General features: G+C 65.6%; 21 protein-coding genes and 1 other RNA gene. 4 read left to right on the top strand and 18 right to left on the bottom strand.

Annotated features, from left to right (window positions below):
- Positions 1-49 precede the first annotated feature (49 nt).
- The gene (locus F1C15_RS14965; RefSeq protein ID WP_185232120.1) at positions 50-958 is read left to right on the top strand and encodes a VanZ family protein; all 909 of its coding nucleotides are present in this window, start codon (positions 50-52) and stop codon (positions 956-958) included.
- On the opposite strand, the gene F1C15_RS14960 is transcribed toward F1C15_RS14965, so the two are convergent.
- From F1C15_RS14960 to F1C15_RS14900, 13 genes are all read right to left on the bottom strand, one after another.
- A complete protein-coding gene (locus F1C15_RS14960) occupies positions 915-1,697 on the bottom strand; it encodes a hypothetical protein (RefSeq protein WP_185232118.1) in 783 nt (260 codons plus the stop codon). The genes F1C15_RS14965 and F1C15_RS14960 overlap by 44 nt on opposite strands.
- A 243-nt stretch (positions 1,698-1,940) precedes the next feature.
- The gene (locus F1C15_RS14955) at positions 1,941-2,474 is read right to left on the bottom strand and encodes a hypothetical protein (protein ID WP_185232115.1); all 534 of its coding nucleotides are present in this window, start codon (positions 2,472-2,474) and stop codon (positions 1,941-1,943) included.
- Between the two features lie 58 nt (positions 2,475-2,532).
- Entirely contained in the window at positions 2,533-4,335 is a 1,803-nt protein-coding gene (locus tag F1C15_RS14950) for a DUF4012 domain-containing protein (protein ID WP_185232113.1), read from the bottom strand.
- A 118-nt stretch (positions 4,336-4,453) separates the two neighbouring features.
- Positions 4,454-5,728 carry an oligosaccharide flippase family protein gene (locus F1C15_RS14945; protein WP_185232111.1) on the bottom strand — a complete coding sequence of 425 codons (1,275 nt, stop codon included), beginning with the start codon at positions 5,726-5,728 and terminating at the stop codon, positions 4,454-4,456.
- A complete protein-coding gene (locus F1C15_RS14940) occupies positions 5,715-6,611 on the bottom strand; it encodes a glycosyltransferase (RefSeq protein ID WP_185232109.1) in 897 nt (298 codons plus the stop codon). Before F1C15_RS14940 ends, F1C15_RS14945 begins: the two co-directional genes overlap by 14 nt.
- Before the next feature lie 59 nt (positions 6,612-6,670).
- A complete protein-coding gene (locus F1C15_RS14935; RefSeq protein ID WP_255465611.1) occupies positions 6,671-7,594 on the bottom strand; it encodes a glycosyltransferase family 2 protein in 924 nt (307 codons plus the stop codon).
- A 59-nt stretch (positions 7,595-7,653) separates the two neighbouring features.
- A complete protein-coding gene (locus F1C15_RS14930; protein ID WP_185232105.1) occupies positions 7,654-8,652 on the bottom strand; it encodes a hypothetical protein in 999 nt (332 codons plus the stop codon).
- A gap of 342 nt (positions 8,653-8,994) precedes the next feature.
- On the bottom strand, positions 8,995-9,966 hold the full coding sequence (locus F1C15_RS14925; RefSeq protein WP_185232103.1) for a glycosyltransferase family 1 protein: 972 nt from the start codon (positions 9,964-9,966) through the stop codon (positions 8,995-8,997).
- A complete protein-coding gene (locus F1C15_RS14920) occupies positions 9,953-11,071 on the bottom strand; it encodes a glycosyltransferase (RefSeq protein ID WP_185232101.1) in 1,119 nt (372 codons plus the stop codon). The genes F1C15_RS14925 and F1C15_RS14920 overlap by 14 nt, the downstream gene beginning before the upstream one ends.
- The gene (locus tag F1C15_RS14915) at positions 11,071-12,540 is read right to left on the bottom strand and encodes a sugar transferase (protein ID WP_255465336.1); all 1,470 of its coding nucleotides are present in this window, start codon (positions 12,538-12,540) and stop codon (positions 11,071-11,073) included. The genes F1C15_RS14920 and F1C15_RS14915 overlap by 1 nt, the downstream gene beginning before the upstream one ends.
- On the bottom strand, positions 12,537-13,418 hold the full coding sequence (locus F1C15_RS14910) for a hypothetical protein (RefSeq protein WP_185232099.1): 882 nt from the start codon (positions 13,416-13,418) through the stop codon (positions 12,537-12,539). The genes F1C15_RS14915 and F1C15_RS14910 overlap by 4 nt, the downstream gene beginning before the upstream one ends.
- A 41-nt stretch (positions 13,419-13,459) precedes the next feature.
- Entirely contained in the window at positions 13,460-14,050 is a 591-nt protein-coding gene (locus tag F1C15_RS14905; RefSeq protein ID WP_185232097.1) for a low molecular weight phosphatase family protein, read from the bottom strand.
- A complete protein-coding gene (locus F1C15_RS14900; protein ID WP_185232095.1) occupies positions 14,047-15,498 on the bottom strand; it encodes a polysaccharide biosynthesis tyrosine autokinase in 1,452 nt (483 codons plus the stop codon). The genes F1C15_RS14905 and F1C15_RS14900 overlap by 4 nt, the downstream gene beginning before the upstream one ends.
- A gap of 117 nt (positions 15,499-15,615) precedes the next feature.
- Between F1C15_RS14900 and F1C15_RS14895 the strand changes: the two genes are divergently transcribed.
- The gene (locus F1C15_RS14895) at positions 15,616-16,368 is read left to right on the top strand and encodes a CPBP family intramembrane glutamic endopeptidase (protein ID WP_185232093.1); all 753 of its coding nucleotides are present in this window, start codon (positions 15,616-15,618) and stop codon (positions 16,366-16,368) included.
- Here the strand turns inward: F1C15_RS14895 and F1C15_RS14890 are convergent.
- Entirely contained in the window at positions 16,279-17,394 is a 1,116-nt protein-coding gene (locus tag F1C15_RS14890; RefSeq protein WP_185232091.1) for an acyltransferase, read from the bottom strand. The two genes, F1C15_RS14895 and F1C15_RS14890, sit on opposite strands and share 90 nt — an antisense overlap.
- Before the next feature lie 304 nt (positions 17,395-17,698).
- Between F1C15_RS14890 and F1C15_RS14885 the strand changes: the two genes are divergently transcribed.
- Positions 17,699-18,139 (top strand): hypothetical protein, encoded by a 441-nt coding sequence (locus F1C15_RS14885; protein ID WP_185232089.1) that lies wholly within the window; start codon positions 17,699-17,701, stop codon positions 18,137-18,139.
- 251 nt (positions 18,140-18,390) lie between these two features.
- The gene (locus F1C15_RS14880; protein ID WP_185232087.1) at positions 18,391-19,908 is read left to right on the top strand and encodes a hypothetical protein; all 1,518 of its coding nucleotides are present in this window, start codon (positions 18,391-18,393) and stop codon (positions 19,906-19,908) included.
- A gap of 341 nt (positions 19,909-20,249) precedes the next feature.
- On the opposite strand, the gene ssrA is transcribed toward F1C15_RS14880, so the two are convergent.
- The 4 genes from ssrA to ftsE form a co-directional block, all read right to left on the bottom strand.
- Positions 20,250-20,627, bottom strand: a transfer-messenger RNA (tmRNA) gene (gene ssrA / locus F1C15_RS14875).
- Between the two features lie 96 nt (positions 20,628-20,723).
- The gene (smpB, locus tag F1C15_RS14870) at positions 20,724-21,200 is read right to left on the bottom strand and encodes an SsrA-binding protein SmpB (protein ID WP_056053663.1); all 477 of its coding nucleotides are present in this window, start codon (positions 21,198-21,200) and stop codon (positions 20,724-20,726) included.
- A 124-nt stretch (positions 21,201-21,324) separates the two neighbouring features.
- On the bottom strand, positions 21,325-22,239 hold the full coding sequence (ftsX, locus tag F1C15_RS14865; protein WP_056053660.1) for a permease-like cell division protein FtsX: 915 nt from the start codon (positions 22,237-22,239) through the stop codon (positions 21,325-21,327).
- Positions 22,236-22,979 (bottom strand): cell division ATP-binding protein FtsE, encoded by a 744-nt coding sequence (gene ftsE, locus F1C15_RS14860; protein ID WP_056055785.1) that lies wholly within the window; start codon positions 22,977-22,979, stop codon positions 22,236-22,238. Before ftsE ends, ftsX begins: the two co-directional genes overlap by 4 nt.
- Positions 22,980-22,981: the final 2 nt, after the last annotated feature.

The following is a 22,981-nucleotide window of genomic DNA, read 5'->3' as shown; positions in this document are numbered from 1 at the left end:
GCGGCGCTCCCCGGCGCGGTCGCAGGCGGACACCGCTACCGTGGGCCGGATGACGACGCGACGGCTGCGGACGACCGCCGCCCGTCTGCTCGCGGCCTGGCTCGTCGTGCTCGCCCTCGTCGGATCGTACGTCGCCCTCTTCCCGGCCGTCGCCGAGGTGGCGCGGTCGACCTGGGCCGACGTGCTCGCCCTGACGCGGCCGGTCGGCCTGCTGACCATGTCGGACGGCTACACGCAGGTGGCCGTGATCGCGCTGGTGCTCGCACCGCTCCTCCCCCTGGCCGACGTCGCCACGGGCTTCCGTCGGCGACGGGCGCTGCTGCGCCTCGCCGCCGTGCTGGGGGTCGTGGCGATCGTGGTGATGACGGCGGCGACTGCGGGAGGCGCGGTGCCGGTCCGCGCCCGCCTCACCTCCCTGACGGTGGCCGTCGCGGTCGGGCTCGCGCTCGGTGCCCTGATCAGCGCGGCGCTCCGCCCCCTGATGGGCGCTCACCCCGCCGGAACGCCCGGCCCTGCGACACGGCGCCTCGCGGTCCGATCCGCGCTCGGCTACGGCGCGTTCGTGGCGCTCGTCGCCTTCACGTCCAGGCCGGTCGACAGCGAGGTGACTCCCCTGCTGATCCGGGTGCTCGACCGGCTGCGCACCATCGGCTTCCCCGAGTGGATGAGCTACAGCGCCGTCGAGTTCACGGCCAACATCGTCTTCTTCGTGCCGGTCGGGCTGATCGTGGTGCTGCTCGTCGGCCTGCGCCGGTGGTGGTGGGGCGCCGTGGCCGGGTTCGTGATCAGCGGGAGCGTCGAGCTCGGCCAGCTGCTCTTCCTCCCCGACCGCTTCGCCTCGCTGGACGACCTGCTCGCGAACACGACGGGGGCACTGCTCGGAGCCCTCGTCGGAGTGGTCGTGCTCGGGCGCCTCACCGCGCCCAGAACACCCGCCAGGCATCACGGGGCCCTCTGAGACCGATTCCTTGCCCGAGAGGGCTAGTGGCAGCGACCGCGGTCGCTTGTGCACCCCGCACTTCGACGAGAGCATCCAGTGCCTGGAGGGCCATCCAACGGCAGAGCCTGACTTGGACGTCGATGCTGAGACGCAGGCGAGCCGCCGCGATGCTGGCTCGCCTCCCGATCCAGTGAGCGAGGAGCACCCCTGACCCGCCGAGGTTGAAGACGAAGATGACGGCGCTGACCCTCTGGGCCGGCGAGCCTAGGGTGAGGCCCCACGCTCCGCCCACCAGGACCGCCAGCACGACGAGGCCGGCGGGTGCGGCACGGAAGTAGTTCCACCCACGGTGTCGCGACACCGCCGTGTCAACGAGCTCATCGACGATCTCGAGCGGTGTCTTGTTCTCGGTAGCCAAGCGTCTGATGTCCGTGTCGCTCAGCACGCCCGCGGACAACGCGGCCGACCGCTGGAGACGGTCATCCACTGCGACGAGAGCATGTCTCCATTCGCTCTCAGTCCGGACGTTCCGACCCTGGGAGCGCTCGTCTACGAGATCGCGCCAGAGCGTCGCGTAGTCCGAGTACTGCCCGTCGAATGAGTTGCGGGCTCGCTCCGCAAGCCAGGTCGATCCCGCGAAGAGCACGGCGACGAACAACGAGGCTAGCGAGACTGCCCACGGCCAATCGGTCTTCATTAGTTCGAAGAGACCTGATGTCACGAGGCCGATGACGGGAGTCAGGGCGATGACGGCCACGAAGGACACCAACAAGCTGAGCCCGAACTGACGAGTCTCGCGGGCCGAACCCCTCTCCACGCGGAGCCGCCTGGCTGAGGCGCGATGGTCATACACGACACCCCAGTGCCAGATGGTCAGGCACAAGCCAGCCGTCATCAGCAGCAGGGCCGCTTGTCCTAACATCTCCACGCGCGCATCTCCCCGTTCTGCGACAGAAGAAGGCCCCGAGCCGAAGCTCGAGGCCTTCCCGGTGCTCTGGTGTTACGCGTTGTTGCGCGCGCGGCGCTGCAGCGTGACAACGACCATCAGCGCGATGCCGAGCATCAGGGCGCCGGCGGCGGCCCAGATGACGAGCGTCGGGACGGTCGAACCCGTGAAGGCGAGGCCACCGGCGTTGTTCGAGCCAGCGGCGGGGGTGCCGTCAGCGGCGACCACGGTCAGCGCGGCGGGCGCCACGTTGCCGGAGGTGAGGCCGGTCGCGGTCAGCGAGTAGGTGCCACGCGCGGTGGTGGGCAGCGTGACGGCGACGCGAGCGGCACCGTTGGCGTCGGCGGTCTTGACGAGCGTGGTGGTCTCGATGGCGGCCAGCGTGACGCGACCCTCACCGGTGACGGCGAAGCTGACGTTCTCGCCGGCGATGAACGAACCGTTGACGATGGTGACGTTGATGGTGCCACCAGCGGCGACGGTGCCCTGCACCGTGACGTTGGTCGACGGGACGTAGGCCTGGGCAGCGGCCGGACCAGCGAAAACGCCGGCGACCACGAGCAGAGCTGCGGCGATGATCTTCTTCATGGGTTCCCCTAAGTGGATAGGCGCCCCAGTGATTTCCCCTGCGGAATGAGACGCAGGCTCAGGTTAGCGGAGATTCACAGGCAACGCTTACCTGTTGTGTTTCCGAAAGGTTAACGATCGGGGTCGTCTCGAGCTGCGCCGCGCCAGTAGTAGTCGGCCCGCCGAGGAACGACATCTTGATCGTCGTGCTTTGTCCTGGTGAGAGGGTGGTCTGCAGCTGGACGACCGCATGGCCGGAGTCTGTCGCGGTCTGTACACCGGCAGGTTGACCATCGACTGCCGCCTCCATGAACACCCCCTCACTGGGGGCATAGACGGCGAGGTTGGTGCTGATCTGGCCCGGGGGAATGCCGAAGTTCCCGTCTCCCGTGACGTACGGCGGCAGTGACGTCGCGGCGTCGGCAGGTGCGTCGTTCCGGAGCGTGACCTCAACGACGTAGGTGGAGCGCCCGTCCTGCCGGCACACCTCCTGACCGACTCCGAACTCGGCGCCGAGGTAATAGTCCATCTTCGCCCCGGTGCCGTCGTTGAGGTACATACCAAAGCGGGGCTGCGACGGCGTGCTCGTCGGCAGCTGGCCCGCGAGCGTCGTCTCCGCGATGCGGGCCTGCTCGTCAGGGTCCGCGCTCCATAGGTAGATGCGGCGTTCGTCTCCAGCCCGGGTGAGCGCCGACACAAGCACCTTGGGGTCGAGTGAGCCCGACGCCACGGCGGAGAACACGCCCGACGCGGTTCCGGCGAAGAAGAGGTCCTGCTGGGCCGGTTCCTCGTAGCGGGAGTACGCCTCGCTGAGCAGCAGCGGGACGACGTTGTCCGAGGTGAGGACGTCGCCGGTCGGCAAGGTGATGGGCCCGGTCGCGGCCATGAGGTAGCTGAGGGCGACGGGATCCATGGAGAGGACCCCGTCTACGGTCGTGCCGAACTGCCGCTTCCACATCTCCCTCGCGAGCTGCGCGCTCAGAGGGAACTGAGGAGTGAGGTTCACGTCCTGGATGTACTGACCCGTGATGGCTCCGTACAGTCCCTCCGTCTCTGGAGGCAACGGCAGTACAGGAGCGTCAGCTCGAGGGAAATCGCTCGATGACGCCTGCTGAACGAGGCTGAGTCTCCCATCCTCGACGTGCAAAAGAGCGACAGCGCCAGGTATGCCCCCGGTGGCCCGCAGCTCGGCGTTGTTCTGGAACATAACGAGATAGTTGCGTGGCCCTTCGGCGCCCATCATCTGGGGAGCGAGAGCAACGGCACGTGCCACGACGTCCATCTGACCACTGGCCTTCTGGAGCACGTCGAGAAGGCTACTGACCGAATTCTGGATCGGCCCGATTGTCGTCGACGCGTCGATGCCGGCTGCCACGACGACTTGAGCCTTAAGACTGGCATCGGCGGCCCCCACAGCCGGTTGGACTCTCAAGAGCGGCGCTAGGTCGATGGCGCCGTCGATCGGCCTGAACGACTCCGGACCCACGGTATGAGCGATGCCAGCGACAGGGAGGACGACGTCTTCCGAGACGGCCGAGAGGACCTCGGCTACTTGTCGAACAGCGCGCATGTCATCTCCTGCGCCTGGCAAGACCTCCACGGAGCGCCACACGGGATCGCTCGTCAGATCTCGCGCCGCGCGCACTTCGTCGCGAAGCCCGCGTGCAGTCGCGAGCGCTGAGCTTCCGTCGGAGTTGACTACTTGTGTTTGCAGGCTGTCCGCCAGCGAAGCGGCCTTTTGAAGGTGTTGAGACGCTAGGTAACCACGCACGCCGACCCACGAAACGACCAGCACTAAGAGAAGGAGGATTCCCAGAACCAGGAACCGCAGCCTCCGCCACTTCGGACGTTCGCGCCGACTACCGGCGTGGCTGGCTGACATGGAGCTTATCTAAACACGGTCGTGAGAACTTGCGAGACCGGGGGACGGCGCTTCGGCCAGTCGTGGTCCGGTGCGGCTCTACGCTGCGTGGCCGATGCCCGGTTCGTCCAGGGCGACATCAGACCGCTCTTCTGGGTCGTCGGAAAATCCGCAGCGCGTCCGGTCCGACGAACTCGGTGAAGGCGAGGAGCCCGCCCGCGAGCGATGCCTCGCTGATGAGAAGCGCCCACGCCATGCCCGAGGCCCCGAGATGCGGGACGAGGAGAACGCCAATTGCAATGTTGAGAGCTGCCCCGGCAATCGTGCTGTAGAGGAACGGCCTATCGTATTTCAGCGGCAACAGCCACTGGAGGCCCACCACCTGCACGATCGCGAATAGAGGGACACTGGCGACTAGGAGACGGAAAACGGGGACGGCCTCATTGAACTCCTGGCCGAACAGAACGTGGATCACAACGTCTGCGGCTAACCACAGTCCGAGAGCCAGCGTCGCGGCTCCCGCCAGCAAAGCGAGAAGGATCCGGCGGACGACGACCGTCGCGCGTGCCGCGTCCTGCGCCATGAGGACGACAACCTCAGGGAAAGCCACCTGTGAAACGGGAGCAAGCAAGCTCCTCACCGCGTTGGCAGTACGTTCCGAGGCGGCGTAGAAAGGTGCGCCACTGGGGAGGAGGACGCCCAGGATGAATGTATTCCCCATTGGCGCGAGGCCCTGGACGAGCCGCGTCAGGCAGAGGTGAAGGTTCAGGCGCAGCATACGCAAGCTGCGGGTGAGATCGGGTGAGCCCGCATCGACTAGCTTGAGCATCGTTCGCGATGACAGAGTGAGAGCGCCAGCGATGGTCAAGAACTGCAAGAAGGGGACGAGCCACGCATCCTCGGGAACATGGACAACGGCGATGATCAAGACGAGAGACGTGACCCTCGCTGCTAGTTCTCGAACCATGACGTAGGGAAGGCGCCCCAAGGCCTGGAAGAACCACGACGGAGACAGCCCTTGAACTACGGTCAGGGCCAGCGTCCACCAATAGGCGGCCGGCTCCGCACGAACGATGGGCACCGCGAACCACACCGTTGCCCATACGGCACCCACGAATACGCCAAGGAGCACGCGCGCGCCGATCAAGTCGCTCACGATGAGCCCCAAGGATCGGCGGTCACCCCTCACGGCCGCTGCCTCGCGCGTCGCACCGAATCCGAAGCCGAACTCCATGATGACGATCATGAGCGTGCTCAGGGACGTCTGCACGGCAAGCACGCCCCATACGTCCGGGCCAAGGCGACGTGTTAGAAAAGGTAAAAGAACAAGGGGAATGACCAGCGTCGCGATCTGCAGCCCGTAAAGAGACCCGACGGAGACCACGTGTTTGCGGTACCGCTCAGGGACGAGCATCGGTCCGTCTTCCGTTCTCTCGGCCTAACACAAGGGCGCGCTCCAGCCCCCACGGAATTCTGCCATCGACCCCGCGCAAGCCATCGCGCAGTCCAGCCACAGCCGCCCTCACCTGCGAAAGTCGCTCTCGGCCAAAGAGCAGGCTCGCCGCGAACACTTTCGTCTCCATAAACGCTTTTCGGGCAACCCAGGCCGAATTCGATCGCCCATACGCTCGGAATAGCGCGACGCGATTTCTATTGATGTAATAGCGCCTGAATGGCGGATGGTAAGAGAACGACACGCTTGCTCCCTGTCGCTTCAGGCTGTGACCTAGTATCGCGACAGTAAGACGCTCACCGATCGAGTGCTCGATCGCGGCTCGCGGTGAAACGAGAGTGACGTAGCCAGCTCTGCGAAGACGGAACAGGTATTCGATATCGATGAGGTCGATGAAGTACGACTCTTCGAACGGGCCGACTTCATCCAGGACTGTTACAGGAACGACAAAGCCGGACTGGATCGCCTCTACAACGTGATCGAGCCCGCCCGCAGTCCAAGTGTCGCCCACAGCGTGGCCGTTGATTATGCCCGCGCCGACCAGGCCGACCTTGACCGAGGCCCTCGAAGCCGCCTGAAGCGTTGCCGAGACTTCGGTCAAAAAGGTCGCTGACAGTCGGGTGTCCTGATCGAGCGTGAGGACGTGACTCGCGTCGAAGAGGGCTCGGGCACGTGCGACGCCCTCGTTCAGGGCGCGCCCAAGGCCGACGTTCTCAGGTAACGCGAGGACAGCGATACCCATGCCGCGGACCTCCTCGAGAACCGATTCGAAAGCTGGTCCCGACCCATCGTCGACGACGACCAGATCAATACCGAGCGCCTGCACGAGCCGAACGTTCGCCACTACCTCGCGCGTAGGGCGGAAGCAACTCATGACAGCCACCACGGCTTCTTTTGCCCTACTCATCGCGCCCAGAACCCGGCCGAGCGCATGCGCAGCGAAGTACCCATGCTGATGCTCTGGTCAAGGCCAACGTTAGGACGTCGACGAGCCGGAAGCCCGCGCGCCGCCTTCCAACCCGCCCACCTGCCCCTAAGGCCGGCTGTGTCACGAGCTCTGATGAGCTGGCTCATGACTACAAGAAATTCTGTGATGTTGGCTCGCAGGCTAAAGCGTGAGACATGTACTCTGTAGAGACGAAGGGTATAGCCCCTACCGAAGGCTGACAGATAGCGCTGGCGGGGCGATCCTAGGCCGCTTGACACGCCGCCGACATGCACTCCTCGGGCGGCTCTGACAGCTGTGCTTCGCCACCCGGCCGCCCTAAGCCGGAACGCAAGTTCGAGTTCCTCTCCGTACATGAAAATATTCTCATCTAAGAGTCCGACCTCGCTGAGGGCAGTTCGTCGATAGGCGGCGACGGCACCGTAAGGACCCACGGCGGGCCACCGCGTGTCATCGACTACGACGTCGATAGGAGCCCCGTGATAGCGAACGAATCCCGCCAAAGTCACGTCTGCCACGATGCCGTAGGAATCGACTGAGCCATCAGGGGCCAGGAGAAGAGGAAAGGCGCTTCCGACGCCGTTGACTTTGAGAGCGTCCGCGAGGAGCGACGTCATGTCTGGTGACGCCTCCACATCGCTGTTGACCAGCACGACTACATCTGCGACTCCGGCGCGAATCCCGATATTGCACGCCCGTGCAAAACCGACGTTGTCTTTTAGTTCAATTATTGTCAATTTGGGAAACGCTTTTCGAAGCCGCTCGGCAGTGTCGTCAGGCGATGCATCATCTACGACAATGACGTTCACTGGCTCGTCCTGGCCAAGAAGGCTCGAGATGCACCGCGCCGCAACGTCTGCATGCCCATGGACAGGTACCACTACATCTGCAATCAAGGGCGCTCCGCCTTCAGTCGTGTCAAGCCAGGTTTCTTCATCGTTCAAGATGATGACCCCACAAACCCTCGGGCCAAGGTCCGGGAACGGGCATGCTGAGGATGATCTCGAGCGGGCGGTGTTAGGGCTGAGGCAACAAAAGCCGCAATGACGACCGAAACGATCAAGAATACAATGATGCCCTGCAGGAACAGGAATCCGCGCCAGTACTCAAGGAGACCATAGGCGATAACTGCACTTACAGTGGACACGTACGACTTATACTGCAAAAAATGACCGTATATTAGTCCTGCGAGAAAGAGTCCGACCAGAGTAAGGAGCAATCCCCAGTATCCGTAGTTTGCAAAAGTATCCGCAAAAGCAGAATTTGCATTCAGGTTCGGCGCGACGTCCACTTGATAGTTGTAGAGCGCAGGATCGAGGGCGGCACTCTTATCGCTCTTGACTGTCTGAAGAAATGTAGGGACGAGAACTACTGCTGCCGATTCGAAAGTTTCGTTGCCCGAGATCGCGCCGCGGAACATGCCATCAGCGACACCGACCGCGACCTGCGTGGGTGTGCCTACGTACGCCAAAATTTGGTACGCATTCATAGCGATCGGATTTTCGACACCAAGAAGTCGGTAAAAGTTCGAATTGCGCGTGTAGTTGAAGACAGCCAAAAGGGCGAAGAGGAAAGCACCCCCGGCAATCAGCCACGAGAGACGGAATTGTGCCGTTGGGCGCTCACGCCACAAAAGAAAAATGAAAACGACTGTGGCCATAATAATTGACAGGCGCGAACTAAGTAATGCCACGCCGAGCAGAAGCACTACGTTCAGTATCGCAAGCGGCCAGCCCGCTCGACGTGTATATGTACGCCACACCGCGAGTGGTGCGGCAACAATAGCTGAGTAGCGGAGGGTGGCCAACGACGATCCATCTCCCAGCGCGCTGCTCAACAGATTTGCCTGGCCCGAGGACACAACTGTGCTGATTGAAAACTGGCCCCCTACTGAGACATAGGACCAACCAACTCCCACCGCAGACATGAGTGTGATCACCCAGTAAAATGTACGCTCAAAGTTATTTTCATTCGAAGACGGCTCAAGAGTCGTGAGCCGGGGGGTAGACCGGCCGGTGTGGGCACCGGCAATTACTACCCCCACGCACACGGCATACCAAATTATCAAAATGAACAGTGATGCAGGGTTAAGGTCGCTTCGAGAAGCGAATCCGCGAAGATACGTGCCAGTCCCTGGCACGGCCCAAAGAACAAAACTGGCCAGGACTGGGACAAGGATAAGGAAAGCGGGCTTGAAGAGCGTCGCTACCCTCACGCTGCCCGCCGCCCATCGTGCGCGTCCGGACGGGCCCAACCACCGTGTCCGCCGGCCGTCTTCCTACTAGACATCACGGCGTGCTCGCGAAATGGCTTCGTCAATGCGCCCGGCACTGAGGTCCCAATCGTACTGAGTCTTCCACCACTCCAGGGGTCGAAAAACATTCAGATCGAGCAGACTGTCCATGCCCGCTGCCCAGTCTTCGGGCTCGTCGGCCACCTCGACGGAGACGCCGTTCCCGTCGAGGATCTCAGCAATGCTGTGACATCCCGACCAGAAGGCTACGGGTGCACCGGAACTGCCTGCTTCCAGGGCCGGCAAACCAAAGCCTTCGAGCATGGAGGGGAAGATGAGGCCGTCAGAACCCCGGTACAGGGACGCGAGATCCTCATCTGAGATGTTAGACCGAGTTGCTATCTGCTCATCGACTCCCGCGGCCTTAGCTCGATCAACAACGTCCGTCTCGTCCGCAGACACGACCACGAGACGGTAGTTGGGCCTGAGGCGGAGCGCAGCCAACAAGACATTAAAGTTCTTGTGTGGTTTCAGGTTTCCCACGTACATGAAGAAATTGTCGAACGGCTTGGAGACCGGCCCTTCCGCTGTAAAGGCCGAAGAGAGCCCGATGCCGACATTCACCACATCAACTTCAGGGGCCTTAAGCCATGACGTGATGGCATTCCGAGATACCTCCGAGATGGTGAGGACCATGCCAGTCTTTAGGATCGCAGGCCGAACGACGCGTTCGTAGTAAATCCGCTTAGCCGTGCCCGATTCACTCTTGACCTCGAGGTGAATGAGGTCGCAGATCGTGATCAGTTGCCGCGCACGCGTTAGCCCGGCATTGAATCCTGGCGAATACAGCAGATCAGAAGCCTTGAGCCCGAAGCGAGCTGGATTGACAGCGTCAAGAGGCGATGCCGGATTCAATTTGGACGTCAGGGGCGTCCATGGTGAGTGAAGCCGTGGCACCAGCTCCCGAGCGAGCCGCCCGATGCCGTGCTTGCCGCTCCATCTGTCGTCAACGACGAGCATCGATGTTCATCCATTTCGTGAGGTTGTTGGCGAAAGTTTTTTCGCTGAAGAGTGCGGCCGAGCGATGCCGAATTTCCATCGAGTTCAGTCCTACAGCGGTCTCAGCAGCCAGTCTCAGGTCTACGGAGCCGAAGCTGCTCATGATGGCACCGCCACCCACGGCGGTAACACTTTCACGCGCACCGCCGACAGCATTGACCAGAACAGGCGTACCGAGGCTCATGGCTTCGACCGGCATGATGCCGAAGTCTTCCACGGCTGGGAAGACGAAGAGCGACGCCGCCTCGTACATGGCGTACAAGAGGCGGTCGGACGGCCGGTCAACGATCAAAGTCGGAACGGATGCAACAGAAGCCCGCTCTTCTAGCTGCGCACGCAGGGGCCCAGATCCCGCGAGCACGACGGGGACTCCGAGGGCCTCCCCTACGGAGATGGCGATGTCGAGCCTTTTGTACGGCACGAACCGTGACGCGCCTAGGACGAAAGTCGGCGGCAGACCCTCGAAGGCGAGAGCGTCAGGTCCATCGAGCCGGTCCTTCCAGTTAGTGACGGACTGTAGAGCCTCGGTGTCCACCGGTGGGTAGATCACAACCGCGTCCTGGTCCCAGGAGCGCCTGATTCGATCGCGGACGAATTCGCTGTTGGCCGCGAACTGCGCGCCTTCTGCGGCACGCGCACGGTCAAGCCGGCGCAGAGCCGGCGAAGCCGCCCGAGCGATGACGTTCGTTCCACGCTCATCGAGCTCCGGCGTCCAGATGTACCGAGCAGGGGTATGCACGTAAACGAACTTTCGAGGGCCGTCTTCCTGCACGGGCCCGCCCACGTGATGAGCGAACAAGTGGCTGCTGGCTAGGACGAAATCGTAGGCCGACACGTCAGTTCGGCGCCACGTGGCTGGCATGAACGGCAGGGCCGCCGCCTTGTTCTTCCGAAGTGGCGTTCGTGCCAACCACGATTCGTGGACGTTCTTGCCTTGGAATCGCTCAGGAGCGTCGTTCCAAAGACTCAGGACATCCGCGTCAGGAAAGACTCTCGCCATGGCCTCGGCCACGTTCTCGGACCCGCCGTGCACAGATATCCACTCGTGTGCGATCAGACCGACCATCAGTGAGCGTCCTCTCCAGGCAGTACGACTGCCTTGACCGTGCGCCACAGGATGACGATGTCGCCCGTGATCGACCAGTTCTCGACGTAGTAGAGGTCGAGGCGGATCGCATCTTCCCAGCCCAAGGAGGAGCGGCCTCCGACCTGCCACAGGCCAGACATGCCGGGCTTGAGGAGCAACCGACGTCGGGCGGCGTCGTCGTACAGAGCGACCTCTCCATCACGTTGAGGTCGGGGGCCGACCAAGCTCATGGAACCGAGGAACACGTTGAAAAGCTGAGGAAACTCATCGAGGGAGTGCTTGCGGAGCACGCGACCGATGGACGTGACGCGCGGGTCGTTCTGCACCTTGAAGAGTGGCTTGTCGCTCGATCCCTGAGCCGCGAGCAAGTCCTGCAGCTCAGCATCGGCGTTGACCCTCATGGACCGGAACTTCAGCATGTGGAAGTGGTCACCGTTCAGTCCGACCCGCTCCTGCTTGTAGAGAACTGGACCGGGGCTCGTCACCTTCACCATGATCGCGAGCACGATCAGAACCGGAGAGAGTGCGGTGATCAGTGCACCCGAACCGAGGATGTCGAAAAGCCGCTTCGTAAAGAGCTTGCTGCCAGCGTAGCGCGGTGTCTCGACGTGGATCAGAGGCAGGCCGGCTACAGGTCGTGTGTGGATGCGCGGTCCGCCGATGTCCGTCAGGCTCGGCGCCACGATGAGGTGCCGCTGCCCGGCCTCCAGCCCCCAGCTCAGCTTCTTGATTTGCTGCGGGCCGAGCGCTTCAGCACCTGTCACGACGAGCGTGTCTGCAGATGCCTCGTCGAGAGCGCGGAGGGAGTCGTCGACGCCGCCGAGGATGCGGATCGAGGTGCCCGGGAGCGTCTCACCGGCAGCACCGGTCGTCACGCAGGCACCTACCACGTGGTATCCCTCCTCGGGGTGCCTCGCCAGCTCACGAGCGATGTGCAAGGCAGTGGCCTGCGAGCCCACCAGCACCACCCGTGCGGAGTACTCCCCATTGCGTCGCTTGATAGAGAGCCACTGCCGCCACATCCAGCGCGAGAACATCAAGACGATGATGCCGAGGGGCAGCGCGATCAGGATGTACCCGCGAGCCACGTCGAGCTTGAAGAGATACGAGACAACGGCCACAAGGCCGAACAACCTCGCGGTGCTGTCCGCGATGTTCTTGTACTCCTGAGTGCCGCCGCCGAGCACGCGGTAATCGCGGGTGCTGTACAGCTGGAGCATGACCATCCACGCGACGATCAAGGCGATCGAGAAGGCGTAGTAGCTGACACGCAGTTCCGTGAGCTGGCCGGCGACGGCGACGTTGCTGGAGTCGAAGCCGAAGTAAGCGATCTGGACCCCGAACACGACCCAGTACAGGACGAGGAGGTCGGTGAAGGCGATTCGCCTCGAGTAAGTCCGGCTCCAGTCGAACGGGACCACGAGATCAGGGTTCTTCGTGATGCTCACCAGGTGGCCCCACCATCTGTCGAAACGAGAGTCTGCGAGCCTGCGTCAGCCCAGACGACCTGGCCGGAGGAGCTGAGCGACACATTGCCGGCGGGATCGATGTCAGGAATGCAACCGAGCGGAGAAGCGAAGCTACGGGACGTCACCGGGATCGACACCGACTGCACGGCCAAGCCTGCGCAGTCGTCAGCCCCGGAACGAGCGATGAGGTACCGGTCGTCGCTGACGGTCACGTCGGTGACGCCCGGCATGTCCAGGGGTGTCCACGTCCCAGCCGCATCGCGGAAGGTGACGAGGCCTTCACAAGCCACGGCATCCCCCCCGTCGGACGAGACGACCCGTATCGGCGAGGCGCACGGCGACGGAACTGTTCCTGAGCGGAGGGTCACGGTCGAGCCGTCAACATCGGTGAATCCGAGACTACCGGCTTCAGCTGGGTATTCCTTCCAGAACTCGCCCCCGGTGAAGCTGGCCCAGAACTGACGATCGCAGGCGGCACCGACTCCCCCGAGTACAGAAACGCGCTGAGATCCAGCTTCGAGGGCGACGACGGTGCGGACATCGAAAGAGACCTCGACGGCTGACCAGGTCGCGCCGCCATCGATGCTGCGCTCAAGGCGGGCCGCGACGTCGGTGCACGAGCCCGGGGTGGCGCGCCACGCCTCGGTGGCGCTGACGACCGACAGGAAACCGGAAGGCTCGGTCGACGTGGGCGACGTCGTCGGTGAGGCGGTGGGAGTCGACGTCTGTTGTTCCTCCGGGGGCGGGCCGGACGAGAACGTCGGGATCGGCCCCGCCTCGCGCTGCTCGCCCGGTCGGGTCGACGCGACGGCCGCCACGATCAGGGCGACGTCGGCGACGACGAGCACCGCCAGCACGACGAACCACCACGTGCGCGTCGTCGCTCCCCCCGAGCGACTCACGCGGCAGCCGACCCGTCGGGCGCCCGGAGCGCCGTCACGATCGCGTCGACGGCTCGGTCGACGTCCGCCGCTGCCCGCTCGTGGACGTCGAGACCGCGACGGTACGGGTCGACGATGTCCTCTGCCTCCGGGTCGTCGAGCGGCGGGACCATGCCCCGCATGCTCGCCACGAGACGGACGACGTCGGCGGGGCTGTGGGCCGCGGCGAGCTCCGCCGGGTCGGAGGCCTCGGCCAGGCGGGCGAACTGCTCGAGGGTGAACGACCGACGCGAGGCGCGGGGCGAGAGGCGCACGACCGCGGCGCGGTGCTCGCGGGCGGCCGTCAGCACCAGGTCGGCGCTCTCGGCCAGCATCTCGGTGAGGTAGGTGGCCTGGTGGGCCTCGGGCGCGCCGCCGTAGGCTCGCGACATCTCCGCCGCCGTGGCGTCCATGGCGGCGCCGTCCTGCGCCATCGTGCCGGCGCTCATCACGACGAACGGCGTCGACGAGCCCGCGAGGCGCGCGGTCAGGAGCTGCTCGGCGAGGGGCGACCGGCAGATGTTGCCCGTGCAGACCACGAGGATGCTGAAGGGGCGCCCCGCGGTCATCGAGCGGCCTTGCGGGCCTCGGCGCCGATGCGCGTCCTCTCCTTCTTCGTGGCCTTCGTCTCCTTGTCGTCCTCGATGCCGTAGCCGTAGGCCCCGCCGTAGCGGCCGTAGCCGTAGGCGTCCGGGCCCTTGGTGGGCATCATCGTCATGACGAAGCCGGCGATCGGGGCACCGACGCTCTCGAGGGCGGCGACCGCACCGCTGAGCTGGCCCTTGTGGGTCTTGCCCGCGGCGACGACGACGATGGCGCCGCTGGCGCTCTTCGAGAGGATCGCCGCGTCGGTGACGGGCAGGAGGGGCGGGGCGTCGAAGAGGACGTAGTCGAACTGCTGCTCGAGCTGGCCGATGAGCTCCTGCATCGCCCGGGAGCCCAGGAGCTCGCTCGGGTTCGGCGGGATCTGCCCGGCGGGGAGCACGTGGAGCTGACCGCGGCCCCACGGCTGGACGACGTCGGCGAGGTCGGCACGGCCGATGAGCAGGTCGGTGAGGCCGGCGGCGTCCTCGAGGCCCATGTACTGCCCGACGCGCGGACGACGCAGGTCGGCGTCGATGAGGATGACGCGGGCGCCGGCGCTGTCGAGCGCGATCGCGAGGTTGGCCACGGTCGTGCTCTTGCCCTCGGACTGCACCGACGACGTCATGACGAACGTGCGGGACTTCGTGCCCAGGTCGAGGAACTGCAGGTTGGTGCGCAGGGTGCGGAACGACTCGGCGCGCGGGCTGCGCGGGTCGGCCTGCACGATGAGGGGGCGCTCGTCGGCCTTGGGGTCGAAGGCGATGCCGCCGACGATGGGAGCGTCGCTGATCTTCTCGACGTCGGCCTCGTTGCGGACGCGGTTGTCGAGCGTGTGGCGGAGCACGGCGACACCGACGCCGACCGCGAGGCCGAGGAGGAGGCCCAGGGCCAGGTTGAGCGGCACGTTCGGGCTGGTCGGCGCACTCGGCACCTGCGCCTCCTGCACCCGGGTCAGCTTCACCTGCGAGCCGGCCTCGCTGTCGGCGTCCTCGCTCGTGGCCTCGATCTGCTCGACGACGTTGGTGAGGCTCTGCGACGTCGCGTTCGCGATGTCAGCGGCCATCACCGGGTCCTCCGAGATGACGTCGACCTGGATCAGGGTCGTGTCGAGGGGCGCGCTGGCGGTGATCGACTGTGCGAGCTGCTCGGCCGTGGTGTTCAGGCCGAGGCTGGAGATCACGGGCAGCAGCACGATGGGAGTCGTGACGAGGCTGGCGTAGGTCTTCACGCGCTGCTGTGTGAAGGTGTTGCCCTGCGCCAGGTCGGAGACGCTGCCGCTGGTCTGGGTCGACACGAAGACCTGCGCCGAGGCGCTGTAGTCGGGCGTCTTGACGACCGAGTACGCCGAGGCGAGCCCGACCCCCACGAGCATCATCGCCACGATGAAGACCCACCCCTTGCGTAGGACGGTGATGTAGTCGCGCAGTTCCACGGCTTTGGTTCCCCTTGATCAAGACGTGACGCCAGAGACGGTCACATCGGAGCAATCGTGCCACATGAGCCTCGCTCGGCAGGGCACCGACCGTTCGCCGCACCGTAAGTTGACCTCATGACACGTCGCGACCTCGACCCCGCCGAGCACGTCCGCGAGCGGTCCGCCGCGTGGGACGTCCTCTACGCCGCCCTGGCCCTCGCGGCGGTCGTCATCGCGTCGAGCGTCGTCGGCGACCTGCTGCTGCGCTCCCCCGGGGTGCCGCCGCTCGTCTCGGTCGTCGTCTCGTACCTCGTCATCTGGGTGCCGCTGCTCGCCGCGGTCGTCTTCGCGACGGTCGGCCTCGGGCGGGCGGGCGCGCTCCGACGACTGGGCCTGCGCCTTCGCCCCCTCGACCTGCTGTGGGGCGTCGGAATCGGCCTGATCGCCCGCGTGCTCGACGCCCTGGTCAACCTCGGCGTCGTCGGCAGCACCGGCCTCGAGCCCGTCCCGACCATCGACGGCGGGCCCGCCGTGGGCGTGCTGGTCGTGACCGTGCTCGCGCGGGTGCTGCTCGCGCCCGTCGTGGAGGAGGTCTTCTTCCGGGGGCTGCTGCAGCGCTCGACGGCGAGGCTGCTGTCGACGCCGACGCGTCTCGACGCCCGGGGCGCCGCGGTCATGGCCGTCATCACGACGTCGCTCGTCTTCGCGCTGATGCACGCGCTCGTCGGCAGCTTCTCCCCCGCTGGCCTGCTCGTCACCCTGGTGAGCACGACGGTCTTCGGTCTGTTGGTCGGGACGCTAGCTGCCGTGACGGGTCGCGTCGGAGGGACCGTGTTCGCTCATGTCGTCTTCAACGGTCTCGCTGTCTGGGCCACCTGGCCGGTCTGACGGCTGCCACCGCCGGAACGGCCAGCGGAACAAGGCTGCCACGAGCTGACTGCGGTCTGACATGACGACGATGACTGTGGACGCTGCCAGAGAACCTGCGACTGTGATCGCCGTGTGTAGCCCCACCGATGTATCGCCCCACCACGCTAGGAACTGCGACGTGATGATCACGACGGGCCAGTGTGAGAGGTAGAACACGATCGATCGGCGTCCGATGAACGCCAAGGGCCGTGCCCATCGATAGATCCTCCGTAGACCGGCCGCCCGAGCAGCCATGACGATCACGGCAGGAACAGCGAGCAACTCGAGCAGGCTGGAGTCCGGTGGCAGGAATCCACTGACCAGAATCACGATCAACGCGGCACTGGGAGCGATGACCCCGAGGAAGACGGCAGACCATGAGCGGCCGAGCGCACGGAGACCTGCCGGGAAACGCCCCGCGAAGACGCCGGCCATGAAGAACGCTCCGAGGGCGAAGAACCAGCTCCATCCCGACGTGTCGGACACGATGCTGAGTGCCAGCAGCACAGATGCGGGCCACAGGGGGCCAACTGCTCTCGTCACCCACGCCAGGACGAAGTACACACCGAGGTAGGCCAAGAACCATGTGTGCTCGAGGGGGTGATAGAAGATCCTCGACGCGATTGCAAGATCGATGACGCGGCCACTCACACTGCTGATGGCCGCGAGGAAAGCCAGCATTAGCGCAGACCACACGAAGTACGGCCACGCGATGGTCTGCAGCTTGCCGGCGAAGTACCGGCGCGTTCCCTTGGCGAGGGACTGCGGAACGAACAACCCCGAGAGGAACATTAAGGTGGGCATGCGAAGAGGCTCGAAGAACTGAGCCAGCGCGTCCAGGCCCGGCGAGGCCTGATCTAGATCTTGCACGGCGATCGACGAAGCATGCATGAGCACGACGAGGAGCAATGCGGCACCCCTGAGCGCATCGATGCCCTCGAAGCGTCGGGGCGATCGAGGCCGTTCAGGTCCGACGTCAACGTCGGCACGGAGTTGTTCAGTCATGCGCGTAGAGAGCATGCCATTGTTCGCCTTCTGTTCGCCTCTAGTCCACCGCAGCAGAGGTCGGGAGTACGCATTTAGACCGGTACCAGCCAAGGCCACTCGGTCTTTCTTTGCCCAACTTCGAGAGACGAAGCCCCCCGGTCTGGGGGTGCAGCCCAGTTCGCCTGGAGGACAGAACGCGAACAGACCGGTCCATCATCGATACTCTTGAGTATCGAAGCGCCGTTTCACCGACGCCGCGACCCTCTTGTCGCTGATGCGCTTGAGGAGCATGATCCTGCGACCTCCGAGAGAGCTGACGCGCGTGACGACATCCTTCCCCTGGCGCCCGATCCTGGCGATCGGCGTCGTCGGCGTACTCGCTGCAGGCGGAGCCGCGCTGACCTTCCTGCCCGCCGCCTCCGATGCTCGCCTCGTCATCGAGACGCCGACCGACGGGTCCAGCCCCGCGTCCCGAGCCGTCACCGTCACAGGCACCGCGCCCGAGGGCTCGACCGTCCGCATCTACGACGACAACTCGAACGCCATCTTGCTCGGGACAGCCGATGTCGTCGACGGGCACTTCTCCGCCGAGATCGCCTACGGCGACGGTGCCGCGACGCGGCAAGGCCTGTACATCGACAGCACCGACGGCGGGGAACTGCTCGACGCCGACACCGTGGCCATCACGCTGCCCGCACTGGGCGCGGGAGCACCTTACGACCCTCAAGGCCCCTCGTCCGCCTCAGCCGACACCCCGCGTTAGCGGAGCCTGCGGACATCGGGCCTGATCATGGGCCGAACCACCCGGTCCGGGCGGGCTTCCACCCGGAGGGTGACCACCGCCTCCCACGAACCACCTGGCCACGTGGCGCACAGCCGCTAGGCAACGCCACAGCTGTCACATAGTGTCCCGAGAGGGGCGATCACCGACTGCCCCTCTGCAAGTCATCCGGGTGCTGGGCCAGGGCGACGAGCGATGAAGCTCGAACACCGATCAGAAAGCACCAACACCACGTGAAGAACTTCTTCTCCTGGCGCCGCGCGCTCGCCGTCCCGGCCGCGCTGACGCTCGCCCTCAGCGGGGCACTGCTCACCTCCACCGCCGCGCAGGCCGCACCGGCCGCCCTCGTCGTGACCTCGCCGGTCGCGGGCTCGACGGTCGACTCGCGCACGGTCACCGTGTCGGGCACCGTCCTCGCCGGCGCCATCGTCGACATCTACAAGGGCGTCGACGCCAGCGGCACCCGCGAGACCCGCATCAACACGGGCAACGCGACCACCTTCAGCACCACGCTGACGTACGCGGTCGACGCACCCGTCGCGCAGAGCATCTACGTCACCGGCATCTACGGCGGCAGCGGGTTCAGCGACCCCAAGCGCGTCGACTTCACCCTCCCCGCCGCCGCTCCGGTGAAGTTCATCACCATCGACAGCCCCGCCGCGGGCCCCGTCGCGAGCCGCAGCTTCACCGTCACGGGCACCGCGACCCCGAACTCGATCGTCATCGTCCGCGGTGCCGACCGTGAGCTCGGTCGCCAGAGCCTCGACGCCTCGGGTGCGTTCTCGATCCCCGTCGTCTTCACCGACGCCGACGCGATCAACCAGACGCTCTCCGTCAACGGCCTCCTCGGCGGCAGCGGCATCGACCCGGTCACGCGCGACATCGTGCTGCCCGCCGTCGCCGCTCCGGCGAAGACCGTCACGCTCGACAGCCCCGTCGCCGGCTCCACCGCCACGAGCCGCCTCGTCACCTTCAGCGGCACCGCCCCCGTCGGCTCGACCGTCGTCGTGACCGGCCCCGCCGGTGAGCTCGGTCGCCAGAACCTCGGCAGCGGCTCGACCTACTCGATCTCGGTCACCTACTCCGAGACCGCCCCCGTCGCCCAGACCGTCACGGTCAGCGGCTTCGTCGGCGCCAGCGGCTTCGACAACACCGTCGAGCGCAGCTTCAACCTGCCGGCCGCCGCGGTGACCCCCGAGGCCGTCGCCCCCGCGACGCCCGTCATCACCTCGCCCGTCCCCGCCCAGGTCGTCGTCGGCCAGGACGTCACGATCAGCGGCACCGGCACCCCCGGCGCCAACATCGCCTTCCTGCTGTACCCGACCGACGAGGCACCGCAGTCGTCCGGCCCCCTCGAGGACGCCATCACCGACTCGGTCATCGTCGTGGCCGCCGACGGCACCTGGAGCTCGACCGTCCGCATGGTCAAGCCGGGCGAGTACTCCGTCGTCGCCCTCTCGTTCTTCGCTGACGCGAACGGCGAGCCCACGGTCGACGCCGACGGCAACCCGCTGGTCTCCGACCTCTCCAACGTGGTCGAGTTCCGCGTCGCCGCCGCCACGCCGATCGTCCCCGCCGGCACCTCGGCCACGCCCGTGCGTGCCGCCGGCAGCCTGGCGTTCACCGGTTCTGACGACTCCAGCCTCGTGATCGGCCTCGGCGCCGCCCTCACGCTGGCCGGAGCCGGCCTCGTCCTCGCGGCCCGTCGTCGCCGTGCTCAGCTGAGCACCGTCGACGCGCAGCAGGACTAGCAGCACCCGCCACACCGCACCACCCGAGCCCCCTCCGCCCCAGCAGCGGAGGGGGCTTCGGCGTGCCGCCCCCAGCCCCCGGGGAGGCGCGGGTCGGCACCCAGCCCCGCCCGCGACTCCCCCGGGCACCGCGGCCCTCAACGACGCACCACGTCGTCGCACCGGAACCACGCCGCGGCGTGGTGCGCGTGCGAGGACGTGGTGCGCGAACACCGACGGGCCGCAGCTGCCCGCACGACGAAGCCCCCTCGACCGGAGAGGTCGAGGGGGCTTCGGGGGGCCACCCGCCCGCCGGTGCCGAGGCACGGGGCGGGACGAGCACGGAGTGTGACAGCGGCCGGTGGTGGAGATGGGGGGAATTGAACCCCCGTCCATCGCTGAGATTGCACGCATTCTACGGGCGTAGCCAGATGAGACGTTCTGCTCGGCCCCGACCTTTGCTACTGGCTTCTAGGTCGACGGGCCCAGCCCGAGTTGAAGTCCCGCGTGACCCCCAGGCGTAGTCACGCAGCGAGCCCTCTAGATGACGTCAGGGACTGGTTAGAAGGCGGTCACCAGACTGACGGACTTCATGTGGCTCTACTGCTTACGCAGCGAGAGCGAAGTCAGTGCGCTTGTTATTGGCACTTATTGTTTTCCAGAGATCGTTTACGAGATAACCCTGGATCCTCGGCCCGCTTCTCGTTCGCACACAGGCGATGTCGAAACCGATCATCCCCGTGAGGGGCCGTTGTCACACTCTGTGCTGTTGTCGGGAGAACCGTTCCGCGCGTTCCCGCGCGGCCTTCCAGTGTAGGCCCTGGGGGCCCGTTCGGCTACTCGCCGAGGTGCTTGCGGGCCGACATCGCCGACTCCGCCTCGCGGGTCGCCGTGCGCTCGCGCAGGGTCTGCCGCTTGTCGTACTCGCGCTTGCCCTTGGCGACCGCGATCTCGACCTTGGCCCGGCCGTCGCTGAAGTAGATCTTGAGCGGGATGACGGTGAACCCGCCCTCCTTCGTCTTCTGCCCGATCTTGACGATCTGCTGCTTGTGCAGCAGCAGCTTGCGCTTGCGCCGCGGCGCGTGGTTGTTCCACGTGCCCTCGGTGTACTCGGGGATGTGCACGGCGTCGAGCCAGGCCTCCCCGCCCTCGACGAAGGCGTAGCCGTCGACGAGCGACGCCCGCCCCTGCCGCAGCGACTTCACCTCGGTGCCGCTCAGCACGATGCCGGCCTCGTAGGTGTCGTCGATCGTGTAGTCGTGGCGCGCCCGGCGGTTGGTGGCCACGACCTTCTCACCGCGCTCTTTCGCCACGCTGTCTCCTGGTCGTCATGGGTGGTGCTGCCTGGTGCAGGCAGCCTGTCAGCATACAGGCTCAGAGCTGAGGGAGGCGCGGTGCCGGTCAGACCGGCACCGCGCCTCCCCCAGGCTCCCGCCCCTAGACCTTCAGGTACCGACGGATGGCGACGTTGGCCGACAGCGCCGCGAGCAGGATGCCGATCACGACCACGAGGGGCACGACGATCGCCGTCTCCTGCAGGCCGATGAACGGCGTCGACGCGAAGTTCTCGACGAGGTAGCCCTTGACGAAGAAGTTGACGATCGCGATCAGGGCCCCGCCGGCGAGCACCGACCCGAGCAGGGCGGCGATCACGCCCTCGAGGATGAACGGCGTCTGGATGAACCGGTTCGACGCGCCCACCAGCCGCATGATGCCGAGCTCTCGCCGTCGGCTGAACGCGCTGAGGCGGATCGTCGTGGCGATCAGCAGCACGGCCGCGATCAGCATCAGCACCGCGATGCCGATCGCGGTGTAGCTCGCGGCGTTCAGCACCGAGAAGATCGGGTCGAGGTAGCCGCGCTGGTCCACGACGCTCTGCACGCCGGCGAGGCTCGACAGGCTCTCGGTGAGGACGTCCGACTGGGTCGGGTCCTTGAGGTTCACCCAGAACGTCTCGTTGAGATACGAGGGCTGCACGAACTCGGTGGCCGGGCTGTCGGCGAACTGCGTCGTGAAGCGGTCGTAGGCCTCCTGCTGCGTCTCGAAGTACGAGCGGTCGACGAAGGGCGCCAGCACGTCGCTCGAGAGCTGCGCCTCGACGCCGTCGATCTGGTCCTGCGTCGCCTTGGCGCCCGTGCAGTTGCCGGTCGTGTCGGTGTCGGTGCAGAGGTAGACGGCCACCTGGGCCTTGTCGTACCAGTACCCCTTCATCTGGTTGATCTGCAGCTGCAGCAGGGCGGCGGTGCCGACGAAGGTCAGCGAGATGAACGTGACGAGCACGACCGAGATGACCATCGAGGCGTTGCGGCGCAGGCCGCTGCCGACCTCGCTGAGGACGAGTCCGAGCCTCATGCGTCCGCTCCCCTCGTGCTCAAGTCCTCGACGCCGATCGCCTGGATGGGCACCGCCTGGGTCTGGTAGCCGCCCTGGCGCTCGTCGCGGAGGATGTTGCCGCCCGACAGCTCGATCACGCGGCGCTGCATCTGGTCGACGATGCCGGCGTCGTGTGTGGCCATGATCACGGTCGTGCCGCCGGCGTTGATGCGCTCGAGGAGGGTCATGATGCCCGCACTGGTCGAGGGGTCGAGGTTTCCCGTCGGCTCGTCGGCCAGCAGGATCGACGGCTTGTTGACGATGGCGCGCGCGATCGCGACGCGCTGCTGCTCACCGCCCGAGAGCTCGTGCGGCAGGCGCTGCTGCTTGCCCACGAGGCCCACCATCTTGAGCACGTCGGGCACCGCCTCCTGGATGAAGCCCTTGCTCTTGCCGATCACCTGCAGGCTGAACGCGACGTTGTCGAAGACGCTCTTCTGCGGCAGCAGGCGGAAGTCCTGGAAGACGACGCCGAGGTTGCGGCGGAAGTACGGCACCTTGCGGCTCGACAGCGTGCTGAGCTTCTGGCCGAGGACGTGGATCTGGCCGGTGCTCGGCTTCTCCTCCTTCAGCACGAGGCGCAGGAAGCTGGACTTGCCGGAGCCGCTCGCCCCGACGAGGAAGACGAACTCGCCCTTGAGGATCTCGAGGGTGACCGAGTTCAGCGCAGGCCGGGGGTTGCCGGAATAGACCTTGGTGACTTCATCGAATCGGATCATGA

Source organism: Frigoribacterium sp. NBH87, assembly GCF_014217665.1.
Taxonomy (GTDB): domain Bacteria; phylum Actinomycetota; class Actinomycetes; order Actinomycetales; family Microbacteriaceae; genus Frigoribacterium; species Frigoribacterium endophyticum.
Note: the sequence above shows the minus strand (reverse complement) of the source record. Positions and strands in the feature narration are given on the sequence as shown.

What these genes read in the sequence shown, in the direction of transcription:
- F1C15_RS14945 (WP_185232111.1), bottom strand. Translation starts at nt 5,728, where the DNA reads ATGCTCGTCCCTGAGCGGTACCGCAAACACGTGGTCTCCGTCGGGTCT.
- F1C15_RS14920 (WP_185232101.1), bottom strand. Translation starts at nt 11,071, where the DNA reads ATGGTCGGTCTGATCGCACACGAGTGGATATCTGTGCACGGCGGGTCC.
- F1C15_RS14925 (WP_185232103.1), bottom strand. Translation starts at nt 9,966, where the DNA reads ATGCTCGTCGTTGACGACAGATGGAGCGGCAAGCACGGCATCGGGCGG.
- F1C15_RS14890 (WP_185232091.1), bottom strand. Translation starts at nt 17,394, where the DNA reads ATGACTGAACAACTCCGTGCCGACGTTGACGTCGGACCTGAACGGCCT.
- F1C15_RS14965 (WP_185232120.1), top strand. Translation starts at nt 50, where the DNA reads ATGACGACGCGACGGCTGCGGACGACCGCCGCCCGTCTGCTCGCGGCC.
- F1C15_RS14905 (WP_185232097.1), bottom strand. Translation starts at nt 14,050, where the DNA reads ATGACCGCGGGGCGCCCCTTCAGCATCCTCGTGGTCTGCACGGGCAAC.
- ftsE (WP_056055785.1), bottom strand. Translation starts at nt 22,979, where the DNA reads ATGATCCGATTCGATGAAGTCACCAAGGTCTATTCCGGCAACCCCCGG.
- F1C15_RS14955 (WP_185232115.1), bottom strand. Translation starts at nt 2,474, where the DNA reads ATGAAGAAGATCATCGCCGCAGCTCTGCTCGTGGTCGCCGGCGTTTTC.
- F1C15_RS14950 (WP_185232113.1), bottom strand. Translation starts at nt 4,335, where the DNA reads ATGTCAGCCAGCCACGCCGGTAGTCGGCGCGAACGTCCGAAGTGGCGG.
- ftsX (WP_056053660.1), bottom strand. Translation starts at nt 22,239, where the DNA reads ATGAGGCTCGGACTCGTCCTCAGCGAGGTCGGCAGCGGCCTGCGCCGC.
- F1C15_RS14895 (WP_185232093.1), top strand. Translation starts at nt 15,616, where the DNA reads ATGACACGTCGCGACCTCGACCCCGCCGAGCACGTCCGCGAGCGGTCC.